Here is an 18,696-nt window from a genome sequence, read left to right as displayed (position 1 = left end):
AGAAACCCATGAGTGCATCTGCAGAACTGCGTGACATCACCGTGGCGGTGGTGCGCGAGAAGGAAAAGCCGTTCACCATCGAGAAGGCGCGCATCCGCGGGCCCAAGGATGACGAGGTGCTGGTGCGTGTCGTTGCGACCGGCCTGTGCCATACCGACCTGATCGTGCGCGACCAGTACTACCCGGTGCCGTTGCCGGCAGTACTTGTCCATGAAGGTGCGGGCGTGATCGAAGCGCTGGGCCCGGGTGTCAAGGATCTGAAGGTCGGCGACCATGTAGTGCTCACCTACGGTGCCTGCGGGCATTGCAACCCCTGCAGTGGCGGTCATGGTGCGTACTGCAAGGATTTCTACGGGCTGAACTTCGGCGGTGGTGAACTGGACGGCAGCACCGCCATCCAGGACCCGCACGGCCAGCCGCTGCACGATCATTTCTTCGCCCAGTCCTCGTTCGCAACCTACGCGCTGAGCCGCGAGAACAATGCGATCAAGGTGCCGGTCGATGCGCCGTTGGAGCTGCTCGGCCCGTTGGGCTGTGGCATCCAGACCGGTGCCGGTGCGGTGATCAACTCGCTCAAGGTCGGCGCTGGCAGCAGCTTTGCGTCCTATGGTGCGGGTGCGGTTGGCTTGAGTGCGGTGATGGCTGCGCGTGTGGCCGGTGCCACCACCATCATCGCCATCGACGTGGTGCCGTCGCGGCTGGAGCTGGCCAAGGAACTGGGTGCCACCCATACGATCAACAGCCGCGAGGTGGATGTGATCGAGGCGGTGCGTGCCATCACCGACGGCGGTGCTGACTTCGCGCTGGAATCCACCGGTCGCCCGGAGGTGTTGGCGCAGGGCATCGAAGCGCTGGGCGGGTTGGGCATGATCGGCGTGGTGGGTGCGCCCAAGCTGGGCACCAAGGCCGAGTTCGATGTCAACAACCTGTTGCTGGGCGGGCGCAGCATCCGCGGCATCGTCGAAGGCGACAGCGTGCCCAAGGTATTCATTCCACAGCTGGTACAGCTGTACCAGCAGGGCCGCTTCCCGTTCGACAAGCTGGTGAAGTTCTATCCGTTGGAGCAGATCAACCAGGCAGCCGAGGACAGCACCAAGGGCATTACCTTGAAGCCGATCCTCAAGATCGGTTGATGGAACAAACCATCGCGGGCCGAACGGCTCCGCGATGGCAATTCAGTCAGCGAGCGAGGTGTAGGCTGGGTGCAGTTGTCTGGAGGACGCCCATGGCCACCACGCTCGTGCAGCAGCAACGCCTGGCAGCAGCGCGACAGCGCTTCGCGGAAGGCGGCAGCCTGCCTGCGCAACTGCTGGCACCGGCCGTGCTGCGTTCCTGGGAGCGCTCGCGGCAAGCGGGCGTGCGTCCGCAGCAGGCGCCACAGTATTCTGCGTTGGTGCAACGCAAGCTGCGTCTGGACGATCCGGTGGATCGTTTGTTGGCGCGGTGCGTGCGCCAGGACATGGATGATCTATGGGCGGCGTTCGGTGGTCGCCGTTGGACCCTGTTCTGCGTCAACCGCGACGGCCTGATCATCGCCCAACGCGAACACGGCCTGGGCGATGAGGCGATACTGCGGCCGATCCAGCTAGGGCGGCGCGTGCGTGAGATCGAGATCGGCACCACCGCGCCGTCCTGCGCACTGGCCGAGGATGCGCCGGCCCTGGTACGCGGGAACGAGCATTACCTTGATGAGTTCTCGCAGGTCTATTGCCTGAGCGTGCCCCTGCACGGCGCCGATGGTGAAGTACTGGGCGCACTGGATATCACCGGCATCGGCGAGCGTGACAGCGAGTTGCTGCGCGGCTACTTCCGCCAGGCCGCGTTGTCGATAGAGAACCAGTTGATCCAGCAGCAGCGTGATTGCTATCTACTGGCCGTGCAGCACGACGCGCGTTGGCTGGGCACGCCGCTACAGGGCGTGCTGGCGGTGGGCGAAGACGGCCAGCTGCGTGCCGCAAACAGCGTGGCGCGGCGCCTTCTCGGCCTTCCGCGCAGTGGTGTCCTGCCGTTGATGACATTGGACGCAATGTTTGCCGAAGCCAGCACGCACCAGCGTCGCCGCCTGCTGCAGGCCGGGCCGGTACATCGGGTACCGCTGCGTGCAGACAGCGCCTTGCAGGTGCAGTACCTGCGCGGACCGGTGCGCGCGCGTGCCAGTACCCAGGCGGTTGCGGTGGCAGCGACGGGTTCGCTACGTAGCCAGGGCGCACAGGCGGTGCGCGAGGCGGTGGCGGCGCATGCCGGCAATCTCAGCGCCGCGGCACGTCAGCTGGGTATTTCGCGCACCACCCTGTACCGCAAGCTGCAGCAGGCCGGTTGAGCCTGCTGCAACGGGTTCAGATCAGTCGCGGAAGTTGTCGAACTGCAGCGGCTGTTCGAAGTCGCCCTTCTTCAGCAGCGCCATCACTTCCTGCAGGTCATCGCGCTTCTTGCCGTTGACGCGCAGCTTGTCGCCGTTGATCTGGGTGTCGACCTTGATCTTGGATTCCTTGATCTTGGCGGCGATCTGCTTGGCCAGCTTCTGCTCGATCCCCTGCTTGACCGTCACCTGCTGGCGCGCGCCACCCAGGTTGGTCTCGATGTCGCCGAATTCCATGCAACGGAAGTCGATGTTACGCGCGGCCAGGCGCTGCTTGAGGATGTCCGACATCTGCTTGAGCTGGAAATCGGTGGGCGCGGTGAGCTTGATCAGCTTCTCGCCATCCTGCTCGAAGCTTGCGGCCACACCCTTGAAATCGAAGCGGGTGGACAGCTCGCGGTTGGCCTGGTCGATGGCGTTGGTCAGCTCGTGCTTGTCAACTTCGGATACGACGTCAAAAGAAGGCATGGGGCCTGCTCCAATCAGAAAACAGCGGCCATTCTAGGCGATTGGCGGGGAGGGGATGGTGGAGGACGGACGGTGCCGATGCCGATAGGCGTCGGCGGTGCTTCTGCCTTGGCTTCTGCCGTTGCTTCTGTCTTGGCTTGTGTTGTTGCTGTTGCCGTTTCTTTTGCTTTTCAAGCTCGTCATTCCCGCGAAGGCGGGAATCGCTCCTGCCCTTGCTCCTGTATTTGCTGTGCTTTGGTTCCTCTTTCGTACGGAGGAATCGAAGCCAGAGCCAAAAGCGATTCCCGCCTTCGCGGGAATTACGATCCAGGGGCGAAGGCCACTGCCACAGCCAGGAGCCAGAGCCAAGAGCGATTCCCGCCTTCGCGGGAATGACCAGCCAGGGGCGAAGGCCGCCGCCACAGCCAGGAGCCAGAGCCAAAAGCGATTCCCGCCTTCGCGGGAATGACCAGCCAGGGGCGAAGGTCAGAGGCAGAGTCAGAGCCGCTCACAACCCCAAGCGCAACTTCACCTCAGCCGCAATGCGGGTGGTCTCGCGCAAGGGTTCAACCGCCATGCCCAAATCAACATCAAACGCGGCCAGCCCATCCAGCAACCGCCCACGCTCCCGCAAGGCCTGCTGGAAGCGTGCCATCCGTTCCTGCGAGCGCTGGCCCAGCAGCACGCCGACCGGCACACGGGTAGCGCAGGCTTCCGACAGCAGGTTGACCGAGTCCGGCGTGCAGACGATGCGGTCGGCCCAGCCCAGCAGGCCGGCATAGGGATTGGAGCCATCACCGCCGTCGGCCCATATGACCCCCGGCACGTCGTCGAAGGCGCGCAGCAGGGCGGCCGTCACCGCCCGCGGGGTGCGCCGCGAGGTGGTGGCCAGCACGCTGCCGCCGTCGGCGCGGATGCGGGCAGCCAGTTGCTGGAACAGCGGCTGGATGTCGTCGTCCTGCCACGGTGCATGATCGGTGGGGCCGCCCACCAGCAAGGCGGTGCGTGGCCCCGGCAGTTGCTCGAAGCTGGAGAAGGCGGCCCGGCCCCAGGCCAGCCAGTCATCGCTGACCGGGTTGAGGCTGCCCAACAGGGTCAGCACATTGCCCGCGCGCAGGCGGTCGTGCTCGGGCACCACCAGCAGGTCCCAGTGGCGCGGCGGAATACGTGGGTCGAGGATCTGTACGGTGCGGCTACCGCGTTGGCCGAGTACCCGCAATGCGCCCGCCGCCTGCCGGCCGCAGCCAATCGCCAGCGCTGGCGGGTTGCCGGCCAGCTGCGCAAACTGCGGTCCAAAGCCCTGTGCGGCACCCGGCAGCAGCCGCGGCGACAGCCAGCGCCACGGCGCCCGTGGCAGCAGCTGCAGACGCTGCTGGCCGCCCAGCGCCAGCGCGGACGCCAGTGCCACCGCCTGGCGCACGTTGCCTGCGCGGCCGTCGGTGATCGTCCAGGGGAGCGTCGATCGTTTCGCGTATGGCATTAATTCGTTTCAATAAGGCTGGGTGTTGCAACAGCCAGAGGGCTCTACACTGCGACCTCTGATCGGTGTGCCATTGTCCCGGCCTGACCGGTCCAATGTCACGACCGTAGCCAATTCATCACGGAGTTTCCATGTCCGACATCTTCAACGATGCCGCGCTTGACCAGCTGTTCCGCACCGCCCGCACCCAGAACACGTTCCAGGACCGTCCGGTCGAGGATAGCCAGCTGCGCGCCCTGTATGACCTGCTGAAGTGGGCCCCCACCTCCGCCAACGCCAGTCCAGCCCGCTTCGTGTTCGTCAAATCGGCCGAAGCCAAGCAGAAGCTGGCCCCGGCCCTGTCCGAGGGCAACCTGGCCAAGACCCTGGCTGCACCGGTCACCGCGATCATTGGTTTTGACCTGGATTTCCACGAGAAGCTGCCGTACCTGTTCCCGCACACCGACGCCAAGGCCTGGTTTGATGGCCCGCGCGAAGGCCGCCACGAGGCTGCGTTCCGCAACGGCAGCCTGCAGGGGGCCTATCTGATCCTCGCCGCGCGCGCGCTGGGATTGGATGCAGGCCCGATGTCGGGCTTCGACCCGGCCAAGGTGGATGAAGCGTTTTTTGCCGGCACCGCCATCAAGTCCAATTTCCTCGTCAATCTGGGCTATGGCGACCCGTCCGGCATCTTCCCGCGCCTGCCGCGGCTTTCGTTCGACGAAGCCGCGCGTATTGCCTGATTGTTGAAGTGTTCCACGCGGCGTCCGTCACGTTGGCTGACGCCTTGCTTGTCCAGAATTATCCCGTCTATCACCTCCAAGGAGAGATCCATGTCCGCTATGACCAAGTTGCTGCTCCCGCTGGCCCTGGCCGCCGCCATCACCGCCTGCTCCAAGCCGGCTGACACCGCTGCCCCGGCTGCCGCCCCGGCCGAAACCGCCGCTGCGCCGGCCGATGCCGCTGCTGCTGCCCCGGCTGCCCCGGAAGCTGCTGCGATCCAGATCGCCGCCGGCACCTACAAGCTCGACCCGACCCACACCGACGTGCTGGTGCAGTGGAGCCACATGGGCTTCTCCAACCCGAGCGCGCATTTCGGCAACGCTGACGGCACCCTGGTGTACGACGCCGCTGACGTGGGCAAGTCCAGCGTGGAAGTGACCCTGCCGCTGTCCGGCTTGAACAGCTTCACTGCCAAGTTCGACGAGCACCTGCGCAGCGCCGATTTCTTCGACGCCGCCAAGTTCCCGACCGCTACCTTCAAGAGCACCAAGGTGGAAGCCGCCGGCACCAACAAGCTGACCGTGACCGGTGACCTGACTGTCAAGGGCATCACCAAGCCGGTGGTGCTGGACGTGACCGTCAACGGTGCCGGCGAGCACCCGATGGCCAAGGTGCCGTCGGTCGGCTTCGATGCCACCACCACCCTCAAGCGCAGCGATTTCGGCGTGGGCGCCTACGCCCCGGCCGTCAGCGATGACGTCAAGGTCCGCATCACCACCGAAGCCTCGATCCCGAAGGCAGAGGAAGCTGCCGCCAAGTAATCGCGCCAGCGGTTTCTTCGCAGTTCGCAGCAAACGCAAAGGCCCGCCATTGGCGGGCCTTTGTCGTTAAGCCCTGAAGCCCCTCTCCCTCAGGGAGAGGGGTTGGGGTGAGGGTAGGCGAAAGCGCGTCAAGCAAGCCACAAGCAGCAACATGGCTTCCTTGCCTTTGTAGGAGCGGCGTAAGCCGCGAAGCCGATACATCATCAGTTGGCAAAAATGCGGATGGCTTCAATACCGTCAGCTTCGCGGCTTACGCCGCTCCTATAAACCAGGGGTCAAGCAACGCGCGCTGGCATCCCTGCAAGCCGCACATGCCCGGCCAACTGCCGCAGATAGCCGCCTGCTGCACACAGCAGCGCATCACCAACCGGCTTCAATGCGCGCCTGCCCCAGCGCTGGTGGAAATGCCGCGCATGCGGCAACAGCACATCCGAAAAGATCACCATCAGCTGTGCGGAGAAAAGCGCGAGCAGCACGTCCAGCCCCAATGCATCCAGCACAGGCACCAACGTAGCCAGTTCCGGGTTGGAGACGATGCACAGGATCACGACGGTGGTAAGCAAGGCGGCCGCTCGGCCGCGCCAGTGGTGGGTTTTCATCTGTCGAACCATACCAAGTAGCGGCGGGGTTGATGACGGAGAGGCGGGCCTGCGCTGCTGCACACGGATCGGAACGGGCGGGCTTCAACGATTCGAGCAGGCGCCCGTTGGCAGGGACATCGCGCGCGCCGGGGCGTCTACGGGTTCATGACTGCGCTCATCCCTGCGCGTCCTGCCAACGTCGCTTGCGCCCTCGGCTGCGGCGGCTGTGCCGTCTTCGCCCGCCAACTGCCTCGCCAGCTCGACATTGACGATATGTCCTTGCATGAACAGCAGGTCGGTATAGACGCTCATTTCCCTACTCCTTGTTGAGAGAATTCGAGGTTAGTCCCGGGCTATAGTCAGGAAAAGCGAGCATCCTTCAATCAAGTGTTGAGTAAAACTCAAATCTTATGTCCAGGCCGCCACTCCAATTCCTGCAGGGTTTCGTGCTTGCCGCACGCATGGGCAACATGTCGCGTGCTGCCGAGGCGATGAACGTCACCGTCAGTGCCTTGAGCCACCAGATGCGCCAGTTGGAGCAGCGGCTCGGCTATCCGCTGCTGCTGCGGCAGGCACGGGGCGTGGCACCGACGCAGGAAGGGCGACGTCTGCTGGACCAGATTGGTCCGCACCTGGATGCGATCAACGAGGTCTTCCGCCCGTTCCAGGCGCGCCGCGATTGTGTGTTGTCGATCAGCGCGGTGCCGACGATGGCATCGGCATGGCTGGTGCCGCGTCTGGGTCGTTTCGTGGCGGCGCATCCGCAGATCGAGATCAACCTGCAGTCCAACCAACTGCTGGTCGATTTCGAACGGCAACTGCAGTTTGATGGGGCGATGCGTATCGGCGATGGTCGTTGGCCGGGCGTGATCGCCGAGCCCCTGATCGATGAATGGCTGGTGCCGATGGCCAGCCCCGCGCTGGTTGAACGCATGGGCGGCATCGATGCGAAACCATTGTCGGAGTGGCCGCTATTGGGTGACCCGGATGGAGAATGGGATCGCTGGTTCGCCTTGACCGACGCAGAAGCCCCCAAGCGCTACGTTGCCATCTTCGATGACTCCGAATCGCACCACCGTGCGGCATTGGAAGGCGTGGGCGTGGCGCTCGGGCGGGTGACGCGCGCGCAGTTGTTGCTGCAGTCAGGCCAGTTGCAGTTGCTGTCCGATCAACGGCTAAAGACAGCATGGTCGCATTGGTTGGTCTACCCGGAGCGTTCGACCAGTCATCGCGGCTTCCTGGCATTCCGCGAATGGCTGCACGCGGAAGCTGCCGCGTATCGTGAACACATGGGCGAACAGCGCTGAGCTTGGCAGTCAGCATGCATTGCCTGCCGACTGCGTTGTTACCTGATCCAAGGCGCAAACACGCGCAAACGCTGCGGCTGCGAAGACAGCATAAACGCCACCAACATTGCTGCAGCGCTCAAGGCCATTACCCAGACCAGCACCGCCATCGTGGCGTGATCCACCGCCAGGCACAGCACCAATGCAACGCAGACGCTGAAGCTGCCGAGGATGCGTAGCAAGCGCAGGGTGGTCGGCGATGGCTGGCGTGGCCACACCTGCAGCGCATGTACCTGCATCGACAATGCCAGCCATGCCATGCCGGCAAGGCTGCTCAGCAGTGCGGCGGCCAGCATCAGGTTGGCAGACAGCGACTCATGCATGGGCGTTCTCCCGCTGCGCGGCCTGTTTGGCATGCGCGTGCTGGCCGAGCTTGCGGGCAGCGATCATGGCCACGCACGCACTGCCGAGCAGGAACAGATCGATACCCGCCACCGGCCAATAGCCGCGCGCCAGTGTGCGCAGCAGATGGTCGCCGGTGGTGATCCAGTTCAAGGCGACGGCTGCGACTGCCATCACCGCGATGGCCCAGGTCTGTTCGCGCCACGCCGGGTTGGCCAGGCCGCGTGCCACCGGTGCACCGCGCACACCCGCATGCACGAGCGCCAACGCCCACACCGCCCAGAACGCATGGCGCTCCCAGTCGCCACGGCCGGGCAGGGCCTCGGGCAGCAGGCGGTTGGCGATCAGGATGCCCAGCGTGGCCAGAACCATGCCGGTCACCGTGGTCACGGCCAGCGCATCCACGATGCGTGCACCTTGGCTGCCCTGCAGGGCGTGCTGACGCTTGCGTTTTTCGACGAAGAAGATGAAGCCGGTGGCAATGCACACCGCACCGGCAAGGCCGCCGAATACGTACAGCCAACGCAGCAGCCAATGGCGGAAGTGCTGCAGGTGCAGGCCGGTGAGGAACTCGGCCATGCGTGCCACCGGCGTGGCGGCCGGATCTTCGCGGATCAGCTTGCCGTCAGAGGATTTGAAGTGGATGCCATCGCCTACCAATGCGATGCGGTCGGTGCCGGCGCGGTAGACGCTGACGTAGCCGTTGGCATCGCCAACATGCTGCAGCACCAGGAAACCGACATCGCCAGCCTTGTCATTGGCCTCCCAGCGCCGCTGCGCCTGCGCGACCATCGCATCCACCGAAGCCAGCCCAGCGGCAACGCCTGCGCGCTGATGCGGCAGTCCGGTTTCCTGCGCTTCCATCCGTTCGTGCAGGTCGTGCAGATCATGCAGCTGGGTGTGCCCGACCGGAAAATAATAGGTGCCGGCAAAGATCAGCAGGCCGGTCAGTGCGAAGAAGAAGTGGAACGGCAGCGCCACCACGCCGGTGAGGTTGTGCAGGTCCAGCACGCTGCGCAGCCTGGCCTTGCCCGGGCGGAACGTGAAAAATTCGCGGAAGATTTTCCGATGCATCACTACGCCACTGATCAACGCGGTCAGCATCACCAGGGCGGAGAAGCCAACGATCCAGATGCCCAGGTTTTTCCAGTCCAGGGTCAGGCCGTAGTGCAGCGGAAAGAAGAAGCCGCTGCCGATCTTCAAATGGTCGTCGGGAAGCACGCTGCCATCGCGTGGATCGATGGTGGTATAGGCCCAGATCAGTTCTTCCGGGTCCTTGGCATTGGGCACCTGGTAGCCCGCATACAGGGCCAGCACCGGGTCGCGGTGGGTGGTGTAGGCACTCCAGCTGGCGACCTTGTCGAAGTGCGTGGGCATCGGCCCGTTGACACGTGGGCGCATCGCATCGATGGCCTCCTTGGTCGGCTGCATGCGCTCGAAGGCAGGCCGCAGGATCTTCTCGAAGGACGGCATCGGTTGCGCGTCGATGCGGGTGGCGGGAATCGCCCAACGATCGATTTCGCGGTCGAAGACGGACAGCGCGCCAAAGAAGAACGCCGCCATCAGCACGAAGCCCAGCACCAGGCCGAACCAGGTATGCAGCCACGCCATTGCTTGCCGGAAACTATTGAACATGGACTTCTCCGGTCATGCGAGCAGGGATTGGACCAGCGATGCAGCGCCCGCCATCAACAGTCCGCCGCCGAACAGGACGATCCAGACGCGCAGCAGGCGCTGGGTCGCGATGCTCCACAGGAACACCGTCACGTAGACGAGCAGGCCGATGAAGGCGCCGAGGAACTCTGCATCGTGGAAGTCGAGCTTGGCCGCGAACAACAGGCAGGTCGCCAACGCCACCGTGCCCCAGGCAAAGACGTAGCCGCCGAACATTGCGGCCAGCACGTGCAGCACGATCTGGCGTCGTGAGCGGGAGGGCGTGGCGATGGTGGTTGATTGGGACATGGTGTCGTGTCGGTTCGGGTGAAGCGTTGCTTGAAGCCCCTCTCCCTGCGGGAGAGGGGTGGGGAGAGGGCGAGGGTCAGGGAGGGGGGTAAGGTTGGCAGTGAAGTGCTACCCCGCCCCTTCGGGGCACCCTCTCCCGCAAGGGGAGAGGGGATGAAGCAAAAGCCAAAAGCCAAAAGCCAAAAGCCAAAAGCCAAAAGCCAAAAGCCATGACTGCTTCGCTATACGCCGTCCTCAGAACCGCCAGTCAAAGCTCAACTGGTAATTGCTCGGGGCACCGTAGTAACCAATCTGGTACAGGCTGTTGATGTACTTCTGGTCGGTGAGGTTGTTGATGTTGGCGCGTACCGTTGCGTTGGGCAGCACGTCCCAGGCGACGAAGGCGTTGAGCACGGCATAGCTACCCTGGCGCACCACCATGTTGGTATAGCTTTCCTTGGTGGAGGTATCGCTCTGCCAGCGGCCACCCAGGCCGAACGACAGTGCTTCATGGTTCGGCAGGCGCGAGGTCAACATCAGGTTGGCGGTGCGGCGCGGCACCCAGGTATAGGTGCTGCCACCGTCCTGGTTGCTCATCTTCAGCTGGGTGTAGCCGAATACCAGGTTGGTGTTGTCGCTGAGCTTGCCGGTGGCTTCGAACTCCACGCCCTTGGATTCCACGTCCACGCCGTAATACCAGTAGTTGGCGGTGGCGAAGTCATAGCCGCCATAGGTAGACAGGTTTTCCTGCTTGGCCTTGAACAGCGCCAGCGTGGTCAGCAGGCGGCGGTCCAGCCATTCGGCCTTGATGCCGACTTCGTAGTTCACGCCCTTGGTCGGGTCCAGGTAGACATGCTTGATGTCGTACTGGTCCTGCGGCTGGTAGATGTCGGAGTAGCTGACATAGCCAAGCACGCTGTCATTGAAGTCCCAGGTCAGGCCGGCATAGGGACTGATATGGTCTTCGGTCTGGTTGAAGGCAACGCCGTTGTTGCCGTCGCGGTGGTACTCGGCCCAGTTGAAGCCGATCACCGACTTCAGGCGATCGGTGAAGCTCAGCCGGGTCGCACCATAGCCGCGCTTCAGGCGCTGGTTGGTCCAGTTGGATCTGGTACGCGGACCCCATTGCGGCTCGGCAATGGCGTTGCCTGCGTAGGGGAAGGCAGGCAATGCGCCAAACGAAGGATCGCTGCTATCCACCGGGTGGTCCCAGGTGGTCTCTTCGCTCTTGGCGATGCTGAAGCCGAACACCGCTTCCTGCTCGCGGCCGAACAACTGGAAACGACCATTCAAGGTGATATCGCCCAGGTGCGAGCTGCCCTCGTCGATGCCCTTGTACGACCAGCCAACCAGGCCTTCGGCGGTGAGCGGATCCAGGCCGGTGGTGGTGTAGGCGAAGAACAGCTGGTCATCGCTGCCACTCTTGCGGTAGTTGTACGAGGCCTTCACCTGCCAGTCCGCACCCAGCTGGTGGGTGTATTCGGCGAAGGCGGTTTCGGTCTTGGTATCCCAGTAGGTCCAATCCTGGGTGGTGGAGGCGCTGCGGCGCCATGACGCCTGCGTGCCATCGGCGTTGACGAAGGTCAGCGCACCCCACATGTTCTGGTCGCTGTTGGCCTTCTGCCAGGAATAGCCCACGGTCAGCGTGCCGTTGTCGCCAATCTGGCCATCGACCACGCCGTAGAAGAAATTGCGGTCGGTATTGAAGCCGCGCAGGTAGGAGTCGGCGTCTTCATGCGCAGCCGCCACCCGACCGGCCCAACGGCCATCCTCGGTGAAGGGCGTGGAATAGTCGATCTCGACGCGGCGCTTGCCCCAGGAGCCGACGCTGACGCCCAGTTGGCCCTTGGCCTCGTTGGTGGGGCGCTTGCGCACGTAGTTGATGGTGCCGGAGGCATTGCCCACGCCGGTGAGCAGGCCATTGGCGCCGCGGATGACCTCGAGCTTCTCGTAGCCGAAGGCATCCATCGCACCGGTGACGATGCCCCAGTCATTGGGCAGGCCGACGCCGTCGATCTGGGTGTTCTTGATGTCGAAGCCGCGCGCCACGTAGTTGGTGCGGTTGGTTTCCCATTCCTCCACCTGGATGCCGGTGGCCAGGCGCAGCGCGTCGTTGATGTTGTCGATGCCGAACTGCTGCATCTGCTCGCCGCTGACCAGGCTGATCGACTGCGGGGTTTCCTTGATATCCAGATCAAGGTTGGTGGCACCGTTGCTGACCCGGTTGGCGCGCTGGGAAACCACGCGCACCGTATCCAGCTGGGTGGCGCTGTCATTTCCCGTGCTGGGAGCGCCGCCTGTGGCGGCCTGCGGTGCCGCCAGGACGCCACCGCTGGTGGCTGCCAAGGCAAGGCAGATGGCAGCCTTCAGTGGTGCGCTGGCAATAGTGAACGGGAACGATGAAGCGGCGGCGTGAGCCGGGCGGCGGGTGGGGCGATTGGGGTGCATGGGCGGGCCTGAACGGGGGAAAGCAGCGGATTGGCCACGGGCGGGGGCGATGCCCGCTTCCGATGCGGGGCGAAACGGCGCTCTGGCGGGCGGCGATGCAAGTGGGAAATTAAATGCGAATGATTTGTATTTTGCAACAACTGGCCCAGTCAGCAAGAAGGGAACCGCAGTCTCCCCACTTCCGTTGATGCACACGTCGTTGCCTGCGGCATGCTTGAACGTGGTCTACAGCGCACCGGCCGGGACTTGTATGCTCAGACCGACGCCCCCGCCGAGGTGAGCATGTCCGACCCGTCGCAAGCTGTCTCTGGACGCCGTGGTTCCCTGCAGCGCTTTGCCTGGGCACTGTTGTGGCTGGCATTGGCGGCGCTCAGCCTGCACTTCCTGCTGGCCGTATACGGTCAGTACCGGCATCTGGATCCGGCGCACTACACCATGTACTGGTCGCGCCGTGGCTGGCTGTGGCTGCATATCGTGGGTGGTGTGCTGGGCATCGTGCTCGGCCCGCTACAGTTCCTGACGCGTTGGCCGCGAGCCTGGCCTCGTCTGCACCGTTGGCTGGGACGCAGCTATATCGGCGGCATGTTGCTCGCCTGTGTGGCGGCGGTCGGCCTGATCGCGACGTCACCGGCACCTGCGGCGATCACCACGGCGTTTGCCGGCACCGCATTGGCGTGGTTGCTGACCGCCCTGGTGGCGATGAGCAGCATCCGCCGCGGCAACATCGCAAGGCACCGACGCTGGATGACACGGGCCTATCTGGTCACGTTGGCGCCGGTGGTGTTCCGGCTGTTGTTGCCGGCCTGGATAGCGAGTGGGCGTGCGCCGAGCCCGGATGCCATCGCACTGCTGTTGTGGAGCAGCTGGGTGGTGCCGTTGTTGCTGCATGGCGTACTGTCGGGTGTGTGGATGAGGTGGCGGGAAAGAGTGCCGTCGATGGCATCCCCCGCGGGCTGATGGGTGATTCAACGCTCAGCGGTCGGCAAGGAAGCGCCACGTAGTACGGGAATGAGGCGTACTGCCATACCAACCAGCAGGAAGGCCACCAGCATCGCCACCGAGTTCACCATTACCTTGGCAAAGCCAATCCTGGTGACATCGATGAAGTAGTACGGATACATGCCAGTCAGTCCGCCACGAATCAGCGCGTAGATGAAATAGCCGATCGGATAGATGCACCATGCCAGCGGCGCGAGCACACCAAGTCGGGCGCGGGGCGCAAACACCACCCAATAAGCAAGCGCACCGAGCGGCACAACGTAATGCAACAGGTAGTCGGCAAGCAGCTGCAAACCCTGCGGACTCCAGGCATTGCGCAGCAGCAGGTGATAGCCCGCACCCACCATGACAATCGAGGTGATCGCACAACCCAGCACCTCGGGCTTGGCGAAGAACCGGCCATGAGGTGTGGCTCCGGCAACCAGCGGCAAGGTGGCTGAAAGCGCGACGAACAGATTGGTAAGCACCGTGAAGTAGGCGAGGAAGGCAAGCGTTCCATGGAGGACGCCACGGCCATTGGAAAACGCCAATTCGATGGACAGGTAGAGCTGCAGCAGCAGCGCTGACCATGCGACGACTGCCAGTGTTGCCAGCATCTTCCTGTGGAGCGGGTGAGGCGTGGTCTGCATCTGCTCTCCGAAGGAGTTCAACTGCCAAGGTAGGCAGAGTAGCGCAGTACCTGCATTCAGCCCGCAAGCAAGCTGGTTCGGCAGTCTGCAGCTACTGAAAGCCCCTCTCCCTGCACGGGAGAGGGGTTGGGGAGAGGGCGACGCAAGCACCACTGGCACCGGGGGTGAGGAAAGCTCCGAAGCTGATGCTCCGTTTAGGCCAAGCCGTAGTGCCACTCATCCCACAGGCAGGAACCGCGTCACCTTCTGCTTGAGCAGCTGCACCAGTATCGGGTCCATGTAGTCGTAGTCGTCCGGGATATCCAGGCAGATGACACGCTTGCCATCCAGATGTGCGCGGAACTTCTTCGACAGCTTGTTGCGATGGGCTTTCTCCATCACGAAGATCAGGTCCGCCCAAGCCAGCAGCTCTGGCGACACCGGCGTATTGGCATCGTTTCCAAGCCCGGCCGACTGCGTTTCAATACCCGGCCAGTCGGCGAAGACCTGTTCTCCGGTGGGACTGCGCAAGCGGTTCTGGGTGCAGATGAAAAGGACGTTGCGCGGCATGGCGGCTCTATCAAGGTCCAGCGCCTGATCAGGCGGAAGGTGCAGGTGCTGCGGCACGGGTGTCGTGGCGCAGCAACATCGCGGTGAACGCAACAACAGCAAGCAGCGGCCAACCGAAGAACAGTCCCCGGAAAAGCAGCGAACCGTTCACCATCCCGATCAGCATCAATGAAACCAGACTGCCACAGCCGAAACCGATCCAGATGCGTGTGGTGCTGAAGGTGCGCTGGTCAGTAGCAAGCACAAAATAGGCGCGCCACAATGCGACGATGCCGAGCCAGCCGCCGACCAGACAGCTCAGTACCAGCACGGCATTGCCCTGATGCTCCTGGCGTTGGATCGAGTCCAGCGCGAACATCAGGCCCAGCGCGCTGTAGAACAACGCCACCAACGTACTCGGCACGAGCACCATGAAGCCGATCAGGTGGGCCAGCAGTTTCGTTCGCATGTGATCCTTCACGATGGAGTGCGGATTACGCCGCAGGCAGTTTCAAGGCGAGATTGGCAGCGTGTGGTCGGCTCGGCCGCTGCAGGCTTGCCGCAGACCCGTTCGGCGTCCTTGGGTCAGAGGTCAGCGGCTATCCGTTTCAACTACCACCGCAGTCCCGTAGCAGAGCACTTCGGTGAGCCCGGTCATCAGCTCGGTGGCGTCATAGCGCACGCCAATGATGGCATTGGCACCCAACTGGCGGGCGTGGGCAACCATGTCGCGGTAGGTTTCATCGCGGGCCTGTTCGCACAGTTCCGTGTAGATGGTGATGTTGCCGCCGAACAGGGTCTGCAGCCCACCCAGGAAGTTGCCGACGATGGAGCGGGAGCGCACGGTGATGCCACGTACCAGGCCGAGATTGCGCACGGCGCGGTAACCCGGCAGCTCCAGTGCGGTGGTGATCATTGCGTCGTTCAGCAGGGCGGCAGGCGTACGGCTGGACGAGGTGTTGTAAGGGTCGGTCATGGTCGGGGCTGGCGGGACGCATCGGGGATTCGAGTATGCGTGCATTCCGATGCCCGGCACCATGGCCTCCGCGCAAGCGACGTAGAAGCCGGCCCGCAGGGCGGGCCGGCGCAATCTGGAATGTCAGGCCGACCGGACCAATGCCGCAGTCGCCTTGCGTACCAGGGGCAACAGCAACAGCAGGATGGGGAAGGCGACCAGCCACGAAACACCCCAGGCAGCGAGCCACTTGGAGCCCAGCAGCGGCGACATCCCGATACTCTTCAGCGTGCTGATCAGGGAGACGACGCAGGTCATCAGGACGGAAAGCAGCAAGGGCATGACCAGGGCGCCGTAGCGCAGGGGCAGCTTGGGAATGCCGAATGCAATGGTGTTTTTGTTTGTAGCGTTCACAGTGATCTCCTGGATCCGGTCAAGCAGTGGCGCCTTCCGCCCATGGATGGGCGAACAGCCCCGGCAGTGCCGGAGTTGATGGGCGCGTTGGTTGACGTGAACGCTTACGGTCTCCGCGTGGGCAGCGAGGACGCGCAGATGGTAGGAGTTGGCTGTGTTTCTGGCAAGCGCTTCTACGTGGCCGTCGATGAGGCAACGTGCCTCATTGCCCAACCAGTTCGCGCAGTTCAATGACCCGGTCGATGTTGAGCTGCATCGGGCAGAACGAATACATCGGCGAGCCAACGTAGGAGCCCGCGAGTTCGCAGTGCAGGTCCCGGTACACCAGCCAGGCTTTCTGGGCGCGCTCGAGCCTTGCTGCATCGTTCGCGTTCTCTGCAAGCAACTTGCGGTAGAAGGCACGGTAAAGGCGTGTCATCTCCGCTTTTGCGTGCTCCGAGGTCACTGATGAGCAGGCCTCCACTGTGCCGTTGTTGATGCCACCGGCCTTGGCCAGGCAGTCGTTATAGGCCTGCTGGTAGTCCAGCGACGTAGCGGCAGCGGGCCACGCCATGCCTGCAAGCAATAACAGGGAAACTACATTGGGTCGCATCGGGTAGTGCCTGTGCTGTGGCAGCGGCGGCTGCCGTGGTGATCGGCTTCGCGGATCTGCAAGGGGCAATCGGCTCAGCGTCGCGTAAGCTCCTGTCCATCGACCGTCATCTTCCAGCTGCCATCCACTTGGTGTGGCGGCGCGGATACCACGAAACGCGAGGTCAGCGGGCCAACTCCAACGATGAAGTCATCGCCTTCATAGGCCTTGATCGGTGCGTCCAGTGATTTGCTCACCGATGGACTGGGTTGGTGCTTGTAGATGACGCGCCCGCTGGCGTCGATGAGCAGCGAGGTGGTGGCCGATTCCCAGGTGCCGACATAGGCCTGTTTGTCCGCCGGTACGGGCTTGCCACAGGCAGCAAGCACAAGGGTGAACAACAGGGCCAGCAGGGCAAGGCGGCCGCGGCGCAGCACTTCCGGCAGCAAGATGTTGGGGGCAGTGCGGTGGGTTGTGATGGATCGCATCCGTGGCTTCCTTCTGGTGGATGGATGGCAGATCAGCCGGTTCACTGCTGATCGGGTATTCGATGTGCGCAACTCTGCCTATCAAAGTGATGGGTAGCAAGCGCGCGGAGTCTGGAATTGCCTGTTGATAGCCATGCGAAGAGCAAACGCGTGTGATGTTGGCCCTGTTTGAATCCGGCAACCGCAAACGCTGCACGCAGGTGTACGTAATAGCGCTATTCCTGCGCCGAGAACGAGGCGTGGTATGCAACGGTTCCCTGCGGCATCTGCGCATCGAACGAGAGCGCCTGGAAGTACTCGGCGGGCACGCCGGGCAGGGTAAGCGCATCGGTGGCCTTGAATCCGAAACGCGCGTAATAGCCTGGATCGCCAAGTACCACGCAGCCTCCTGCAGCAAGCACACGCAGCTGATCAAGCGCGGCTTCAATCAGCTGGGTGCCAATGCCCTTGCCCTGCAAGTGGGGCAGGACCGATACCGGCCCAAGCCCGTACCAACCCCTATCCGCACCGGCGATGGTCACCGGCGAGGCGGCAACGTGGCCAACGATGGCGCCCGATTGTTCCGCCACCAGGGAGACGGTCAGCTGCCCTGATCGGCGCAATGCCGCCACGATGAACTGCTCGGTGTGATCGGTATGCGGCGCCTGCAGAAAAGCCGCGATTGTCACTGCTTCGATGGCTGCGATGTCGGCGGGCGTTTCCTGGCGGATCTTGATGTTCATGGGAGCAGGGAGCGTTTGCGGGGAGGCTTGGGTACGAAAGCATATCGGTTGGGCTGTGCGACATCAGTCACATGCAAGCAGGTGTGACGACAGGCTCAAGCCAAGCCGGAAGCTCACCCTGAGCACCGTAGCCCGGGTAAGCGCAGCGCACCCGGGGCCGTTCGCTGGCAACAATGGCAGCTAGCGGTTTCGCCAGCCCGTCTTCGACTACTGGCAGCCAAGGGTGACGATAGGCTCAAGGTAGGCGGCGAGGCTGCCTTCGGCATCCATGGCGACCAGTGTGTCGAAGCGTGGGATGCGCGCGGCAGGATCGGTGGCAAGCAACGCCCGGTAGGCCTTGAGCATGCTGCGCATGCCGGCCAGTTGTGAAGGCTGCAAAGCCCCTTTCTGCGATGGGTTGGCAACCTGGAAGGCCGCGCTACCGAAGATGAACTGCGCCAACAGTTCCTGGCTGTTGGCGATGCCGGCAGCGGGCACCGGCGTCAGCACGTCGGGGCAGACGTAGTCCACCGCGTCCTCGGTGCCGTCTTCCCATTCCAGCAGCAGGGCGCGGATGCTGGTCGCCTCGGGGTGGTGGGGCTGTGCTTCGAGCAACGCGGTCAGCCCAACCACCTGGCTGCTGTCGATCTTCAGCGCAGTGCCGTGGTCTTGGGCGCCGACACCCAAAGGCAGGAGAAGGGCAATTGCGAGCATCGGGCGGGCAAATCGCATTGCACGGACTCCTCGGGCGATGACGGCCTGCCTGCCCAGGACCATGCCGGTCGGGCACGACAGCGCGCCCGGCGATCATTGAACGTATGACGCGGAGGTTCAACCACTTCGCAACAGATCAAACCAGAGGGTGTGGTGCGCTTGGCCTGGCCGGTAGCTGCCACTGGCAGAACAGGAAGCAACGGCCGGCGCGCCAAGGGCCTGTTGGCGGG

At 63.5% G+C, this 18,696-nt stretch carries 23 protein-coding genes; 6 read left to right on the top strand and 17 right to left on the bottom strand.

Features of this window, described 5'->3' with window-relative positions:
- Positions 1 to 8 precede the first annotated feature (8 nt).
- Complete coding sequence (locus RT131_RS18440; RefSeq protein ID WP_313174315.1) at positions 9 to 1,133, top strand: NAD(P)-dependent alcohol dehydrogenase; 1,125 nt, start codon at positions 9 to 11, stop codon at positions 1,131 to 1,133.
- Between the two features lie 92 nt (positions 1,134 to 1,225).
- On the top strand, positions 1,226 to 2,320 hold the full coding sequence (locus RT131_RS18435; RefSeq protein WP_313174313.1) for a helix-turn-helix domain-containing protein: 1,095 nt from the start codon (positions 1,226 to 1,228) through the stop codon (positions 2,318 to 2,320).
- 21 nt (positions 2,321 to 2,341) lie between these two features.
- Here the strand turns inward: RT131_RS18435 and RT131_RS18430 are convergent, their stop codons facing one another.
- Positions 2,342 to 2,827: a YajQ family cyclic di-GMP-binding protein gene (locus RT131_RS18430; protein WP_293705345.1), complete on the bottom strand. Its 486-nt coding sequence runs from the start codon at positions 2,825 to 2,827 to the stop codon at positions 2,342 to 2,344.
- A 487-nt stretch (positions 2,828 to 3,314) separates the two neighbouring features.
- Positions 3,315 to 4,286, bottom strand: coding sequence for a mitochondrial fission ELM1 family protein (locus RT131_RS18425; protein WP_313174312.1), 972 nt, complete (start codon positions 4,284 to 4,286; stop codon positions 3,315 to 3,317).
- Positions 4,287 to 4,417: 131 nt separating this feature from the next.
- Between RT131_RS18425 and RT131_RS18420 the strand changes: the two genes are divergently transcribed.
- A complete protein-coding gene (locus RT131_RS18420) occupies positions 4,418 to 5,008 on the top strand; it encodes a malonic semialdehyde reductase (protein ID WP_282272292.1) in 591 nt (196 codons plus the stop codon).
- A gap of 90 nt (positions 5,009 to 5,098) precedes the next feature.
- Positions 5,099 to 5,809 carry a YceI family protein gene (locus RT131_RS18415; protein ID WP_313174310.1) on the top strand — a complete coding sequence of 237 codons (711 nt, stop codon included), beginning with the start codon at positions 5,099 to 5,101 and terminating at the stop codon, positions 5,807 to 5,809.
- A gap of 275 nt (positions 5,810 to 6,084) precedes the next feature.
- Here RT131_RS18415 and RT131_RS18410 read toward each other — a convergent pair whose 3' ends face one another.
- Positions 6,085 to 6,408 (bottom strand): hypothetical protein, encoded by a 324-nt coding sequence (locus tag RT131_RS18410; protein WP_313174309.1) that lies wholly within the window; start codon positions 6,406 to 6,408, stop codon positions 6,085 to 6,087.
- Between the two features lie 84 nt (positions 6,409 to 6,492).
- Entirely contained in the window at positions 6,493 to 6,702 is a 210-nt protein-coding gene (locus tag RT131_RS18405) for a hypothetical protein (protein WP_313174308.1), read from the bottom strand.
- A 98-nt stretch (positions 6,703 to 6,800) separates the two neighbouring features.
- Between RT131_RS18405 and RT131_RS18400 the strand changes: the two genes are divergently transcribed.
- A complete protein-coding gene (locus RT131_RS18400) occupies positions 6,801 to 7,697 on the top strand; it encodes a LysR substrate-binding domain-containing protein (RefSeq protein WP_313174306.1) in 897 nt (298 codons plus the stop codon).
- Between the two features lie 38 nt (positions 7,698 to 7,735).
- Here the strand turns inward: RT131_RS18400 and RT131_RS18395 are convergent, their stop codons facing one another.
- The 4 genes from RT131_RS18395 to RT131_RS18380 all read right to left on the bottom strand — a co-directional run bounded on the left by RT131_RS18395 (position 7,736) and on the right by RT131_RS18380 (position 12,467).
- Positions 7,736 to 8,059: a DUF3325 domain-containing protein gene (locus RT131_RS18395; RefSeq protein ID WP_313174305.1), complete on the bottom strand. Its 324-nt coding sequence runs from the start codon at positions 8,057 to 8,059 to the stop codon at positions 7,736 to 7,738.
- A complete protein-coding gene (locus RT131_RS18390; protein ID WP_313174303.1) occupies positions 8,052 to 9,713 on the bottom strand; it encodes a PepSY-associated TM helix domain-containing protein in 1,662 nt (553 codons plus the stop codon). The genes RT131_RS18395 and RT131_RS18390 overlap by 8 nt, the downstream gene beginning before the upstream one ends.
- A gap of 12 nt (positions 9,714 to 9,725) precedes the next feature.
- On the bottom strand, positions 9,726 to 10,040 hold the full coding sequence (locus RT131_RS18385) for an iron uptake protein (RefSeq protein ID WP_313174301.1): 315 nt from the start codon (positions 10,038 to 10,040) through the stop codon (positions 9,726 to 9,728).
- A 234-nt stretch (positions 10,041 to 10,274) separates the two neighbouring features.
- Positions 10,275 to 12,467, bottom strand: coding sequence for a TonB-dependent siderophore receptor (locus RT131_RS18380; RefSeq protein ID WP_313174299.1), 2,193 nt, complete (start codon positions 12,465 to 12,467; stop codon positions 10,275 to 10,277).
- 282 nt (positions 12,468 to 12,749) lie between these two features.
- Here RT131_RS18380 and RT131_RS18375 point away from each other — a divergent pair, with 282 nt between their 5' ends.
- The gene (locus RT131_RS18375) at positions 12,750 to 13,424 is read left to right on the top strand and encodes a DUF2306 domain-containing protein (RefSeq protein WP_313174296.1); all 675 of its coding nucleotides are present in this window, start codon (positions 12,750 to 12,752) and stop codon (positions 13,422 to 13,424) included.
- 8 nt (positions 13,425 to 13,432) lie between these two features.
- On the opposite strand, the gene RT131_RS18370 is transcribed toward RT131_RS18375, so the two are convergent.
- The 9 genes from RT131_RS18370 to RT131_RS18330 all read right to left on the bottom strand — a co-directional run bounded on the left by RT131_RS18370 (position 13,433) and on the right by RT131_RS18330 (position 18,484).
- On the bottom strand, positions 13,433 to 14,095 hold the full coding sequence (locus RT131_RS18370) for a Pr6Pr family membrane protein (protein ID WP_313174294.1): 663 nt from the start codon (positions 14,093 to 14,095) through the stop codon (positions 13,433 to 13,435).
- A gap of 216 nt (positions 14,096 to 14,311) precedes the next feature.
- Positions 14,312 to 14,644 carry a low molecular weight protein tyrosine phosphatase family protein gene (locus RT131_RS18365; protein ID WP_313174293.1) on the bottom strand — a complete coding sequence of 111 codons (333 nt, stop codon included), beginning with the start codon at positions 14,642 to 14,644 and terminating at the stop codon, positions 14,312 to 14,314.
- A 28-nt stretch (positions 14,645 to 14,672) separates the two neighbouring features.
- Positions 14,673 to 15,092: a hypothetical protein gene (locus RT131_RS18360; RefSeq protein ID WP_313174290.1), complete on the bottom strand. Its 420-nt coding sequence runs from the start codon at positions 15,090 to 15,092 to the stop codon at positions 14,673 to 14,675.
- Between the two features lie 123 nt (positions 15,093 to 15,215).
- The gene (locus tag RT131_RS18355) at positions 15,216 to 15,599 is read right to left on the bottom strand and encodes a YbjQ family protein (RefSeq protein ID WP_313174288.1); all 384 of its coding nucleotides are present in this window, start codon (positions 15,597 to 15,599) and stop codon (positions 15,216 to 15,218) included.
- Between the two features lie 123 nt (positions 15,600 to 15,722).
- On the bottom strand, positions 15,723 to 16,223 hold the full coding sequence (locus RT131_RS18350) for a DUF2798 domain-containing protein (protein ID WP_313174286.1): 501 nt from the start codon (positions 16,221 to 16,223) through the stop codon (positions 15,723 to 15,725).
- Positions 16,195 to 16,545, bottom strand: coding sequence for a lysozyme inhibitor LprI family protein (locus tag RT131_RS18345; protein ID WP_313174284.1), 351 nt, complete (start codon positions 16,543 to 16,545; stop codon positions 16,195 to 16,197). Before RT131_RS18345 ends, RT131_RS18350 begins: the two co-directional genes overlap by 29 nt.
- 113 nt (positions 16,546 to 16,658) lie before the next feature.
- Entirely contained in the window at positions 16,659 to 17,051 is a 393-nt protein-coding gene (locus tag RT131_RS18340; protein WP_313174282.1) for a hypothetical protein, read from the bottom strand.
- A gap of 215 nt (positions 17,052 to 17,266) precedes the next feature.
- A complete protein-coding gene (locus tag RT131_RS18335; RefSeq protein ID WP_313174281.1) occupies positions 17,267 to 17,773 on the bottom strand; it encodes an N-acetyltransferase in 507 nt (168 codons plus the stop codon).
- Positions 17,774 to 17,980: 207 nt separating this feature from the next.
- Complete coding sequence (locus RT131_RS18330) at positions 17,981 to 18,484, bottom strand: hypothetical protein (RefSeq protein WP_313174278.1); 504 nt, start codon at positions 18,482 to 18,484, stop codon at positions 17,981 to 17,983.
- Positions 18,485 to 18,696 lie beyond the last annotated feature (212 nt).

This window comes from Stenotrophomonas sp. (assembly GCF_032066555.1).
In the GTDB taxonomy this organism is placed as follows: Bacteria; Pseudomonadota; Gammaproteobacteria; order Xanthomonadales; family Xanthomonadaceae; genus Stenotrophomonas.
The sequence above is the reverse complement of the archived record's forward strand: the minus strand, read 5'-3'. Positions and strand labels throughout refer to the sequence as shown.

Excerpts from the sequence above, each read along its gene's own strand:
- RT131_RS18440 (WP_313174315.1), top strand. The coding sequence starts at position 9 with ATGAGTGCATCTGCAGAACTGCGTGACATCACCGTGGCGGTGGTGCGC.
- RT131_RS18435 (WP_313174313.1), top strand. The coding sequence starts at position 1,226 with ATGGCCACCACGCTCGTGCAGCAGCAACGCCTGGCAGCAGCGCGACAG.
- RT131_RS18430 (WP_293705345.1), bottom strand. The coding sequence starts at position 2,827 with ATGCCTTCTTTTGACGTCGTATCCGAAGTTGACAAGCACGAGCTGACC.
- RT131_RS18425 (WP_313174312.1), bottom strand. The coding sequence starts at position 4,286 with ATGCCATACGCGAAACGATCGACGCTCCCCTGGACGATCACCGACGGC.
- RT131_RS18420 (WP_282272292.1), top strand. The coding sequence starts at position 4,418 with ATGTCCGACATCTTCAACGATGCCGCGCTTGACCAGCTGTTCCGCACC.
- RT131_RS18415 (WP_313174310.1), top strand. The coding sequence starts at position 5,099 with ATGTCCGCTATGACCAAGTTGCTGCTCCCGCTGGCCCTGGCCGCCGCC.
- RT131_RS18410 (WP_313174309.1), bottom strand. The coding sequence starts at position 6,408 with ATGAAAACCCACCACTGGCGCGGCCGAGCGGCCGCCTTGCTTACCACC.
- RT131_RS18405 (WP_313174308.1), bottom strand. The coding sequence starts at position 6,702 with ATGAGCGTCTATACCGACCTGCTGTTCATGCAAGGACATATCGTCAAT.
- RT131_RS18400 (WP_313174306.1), top strand. The coding sequence starts at position 6,801 with ATGTCCAGGCCGCCACTCCAATTCCTGCAGGGTTTCGTGCTTGCCGCA.
- RT131_RS18395 (WP_313174305.1), bottom strand. The coding sequence starts at position 8,059 with ATGCATGAGTCGCTGTCTGCCAACCTGATGCTGGCCGCCGCACTGCTG.
- RT131_RS18390 (WP_313174303.1), bottom strand. The coding sequence starts at position 9,713 with ATGTTCAATAGTTTCCGGCAAGCAATGGCGTGGCTGCATACCTGGTTC.
- RT131_RS18385 (WP_313174301.1), bottom strand. The coding sequence starts at position 10,040 with ATGTCCCAATCAACCACCATCGCCACGCCCTCCCGCTCACGACGCCAG.
- RT131_RS18380 (WP_313174299.1), bottom strand. The coding sequence starts at position 12,467 with ATGCACCCCAATCGCCCCACCCGCCGCCCGGCTCACGCCGCCGCTTCA.
- RT131_RS18375 (WP_313174296.1), top strand. The coding sequence starts at position 12,750 with ATGTCCGACCCGTCGCAAGCTGTCTCTGGACGCCGTGGTTCCCTGCAG.
- RT131_RS18370 (WP_313174294.1), bottom strand. The coding sequence starts at position 14,095 with ATGCAGACCACGCCTCACCCGCTCCACAGGAAGATGCTGGCAACACTG.
- RT131_RS18365 (WP_313174293.1), bottom strand. The coding sequence starts at position 14,644 with ATGCCGCGCAACGTCCTTTTCATCTGCACCCAGAACCGCTTGCGCAGT.
- RT131_RS18360 (WP_313174290.1), bottom strand. The coding sequence starts at position 15,092 with ATGCGAACGAAACTGCTGGCCCACCTGATCGGCTTCATGGTGCTCGTG.
- RT131_RS18355 (WP_313174288.1), bottom strand. The coding sequence starts at position 15,599 with ATGACCGACCCTTACAACACCTCGTCCAGCCGTACGCCTGCCGCCCTG.
- RT131_RS18345 (WP_313174284.1), bottom strand. The coding sequence starts at position 16,545 with ATGGCGTGGCCCGCTGCCGCTACGTCGCTGGACTACCAGCAGGCCTAT.
- RT131_RS18340 (WP_313174282.1), bottom strand. The coding sequence starts at position 17,051 with ATGCGATCCATCACAACCCACCGCACTGCCCCCAACATCTTGCTGCCG.
- RT131_RS18335 (WP_313174281.1), bottom strand. The coding sequence starts at position 17,773 with ATGAACATCAAGATCCGCCAGGAAACGCCCGCCGACATCGCAGCCATC.
- RT131_RS18330 (WP_313174278.1), bottom strand. The coding sequence starts at position 18,484 with ATGCGATTTGCCCGCCCGATGCTCGCAATTGCCCTTCTCCTGCCTTTG.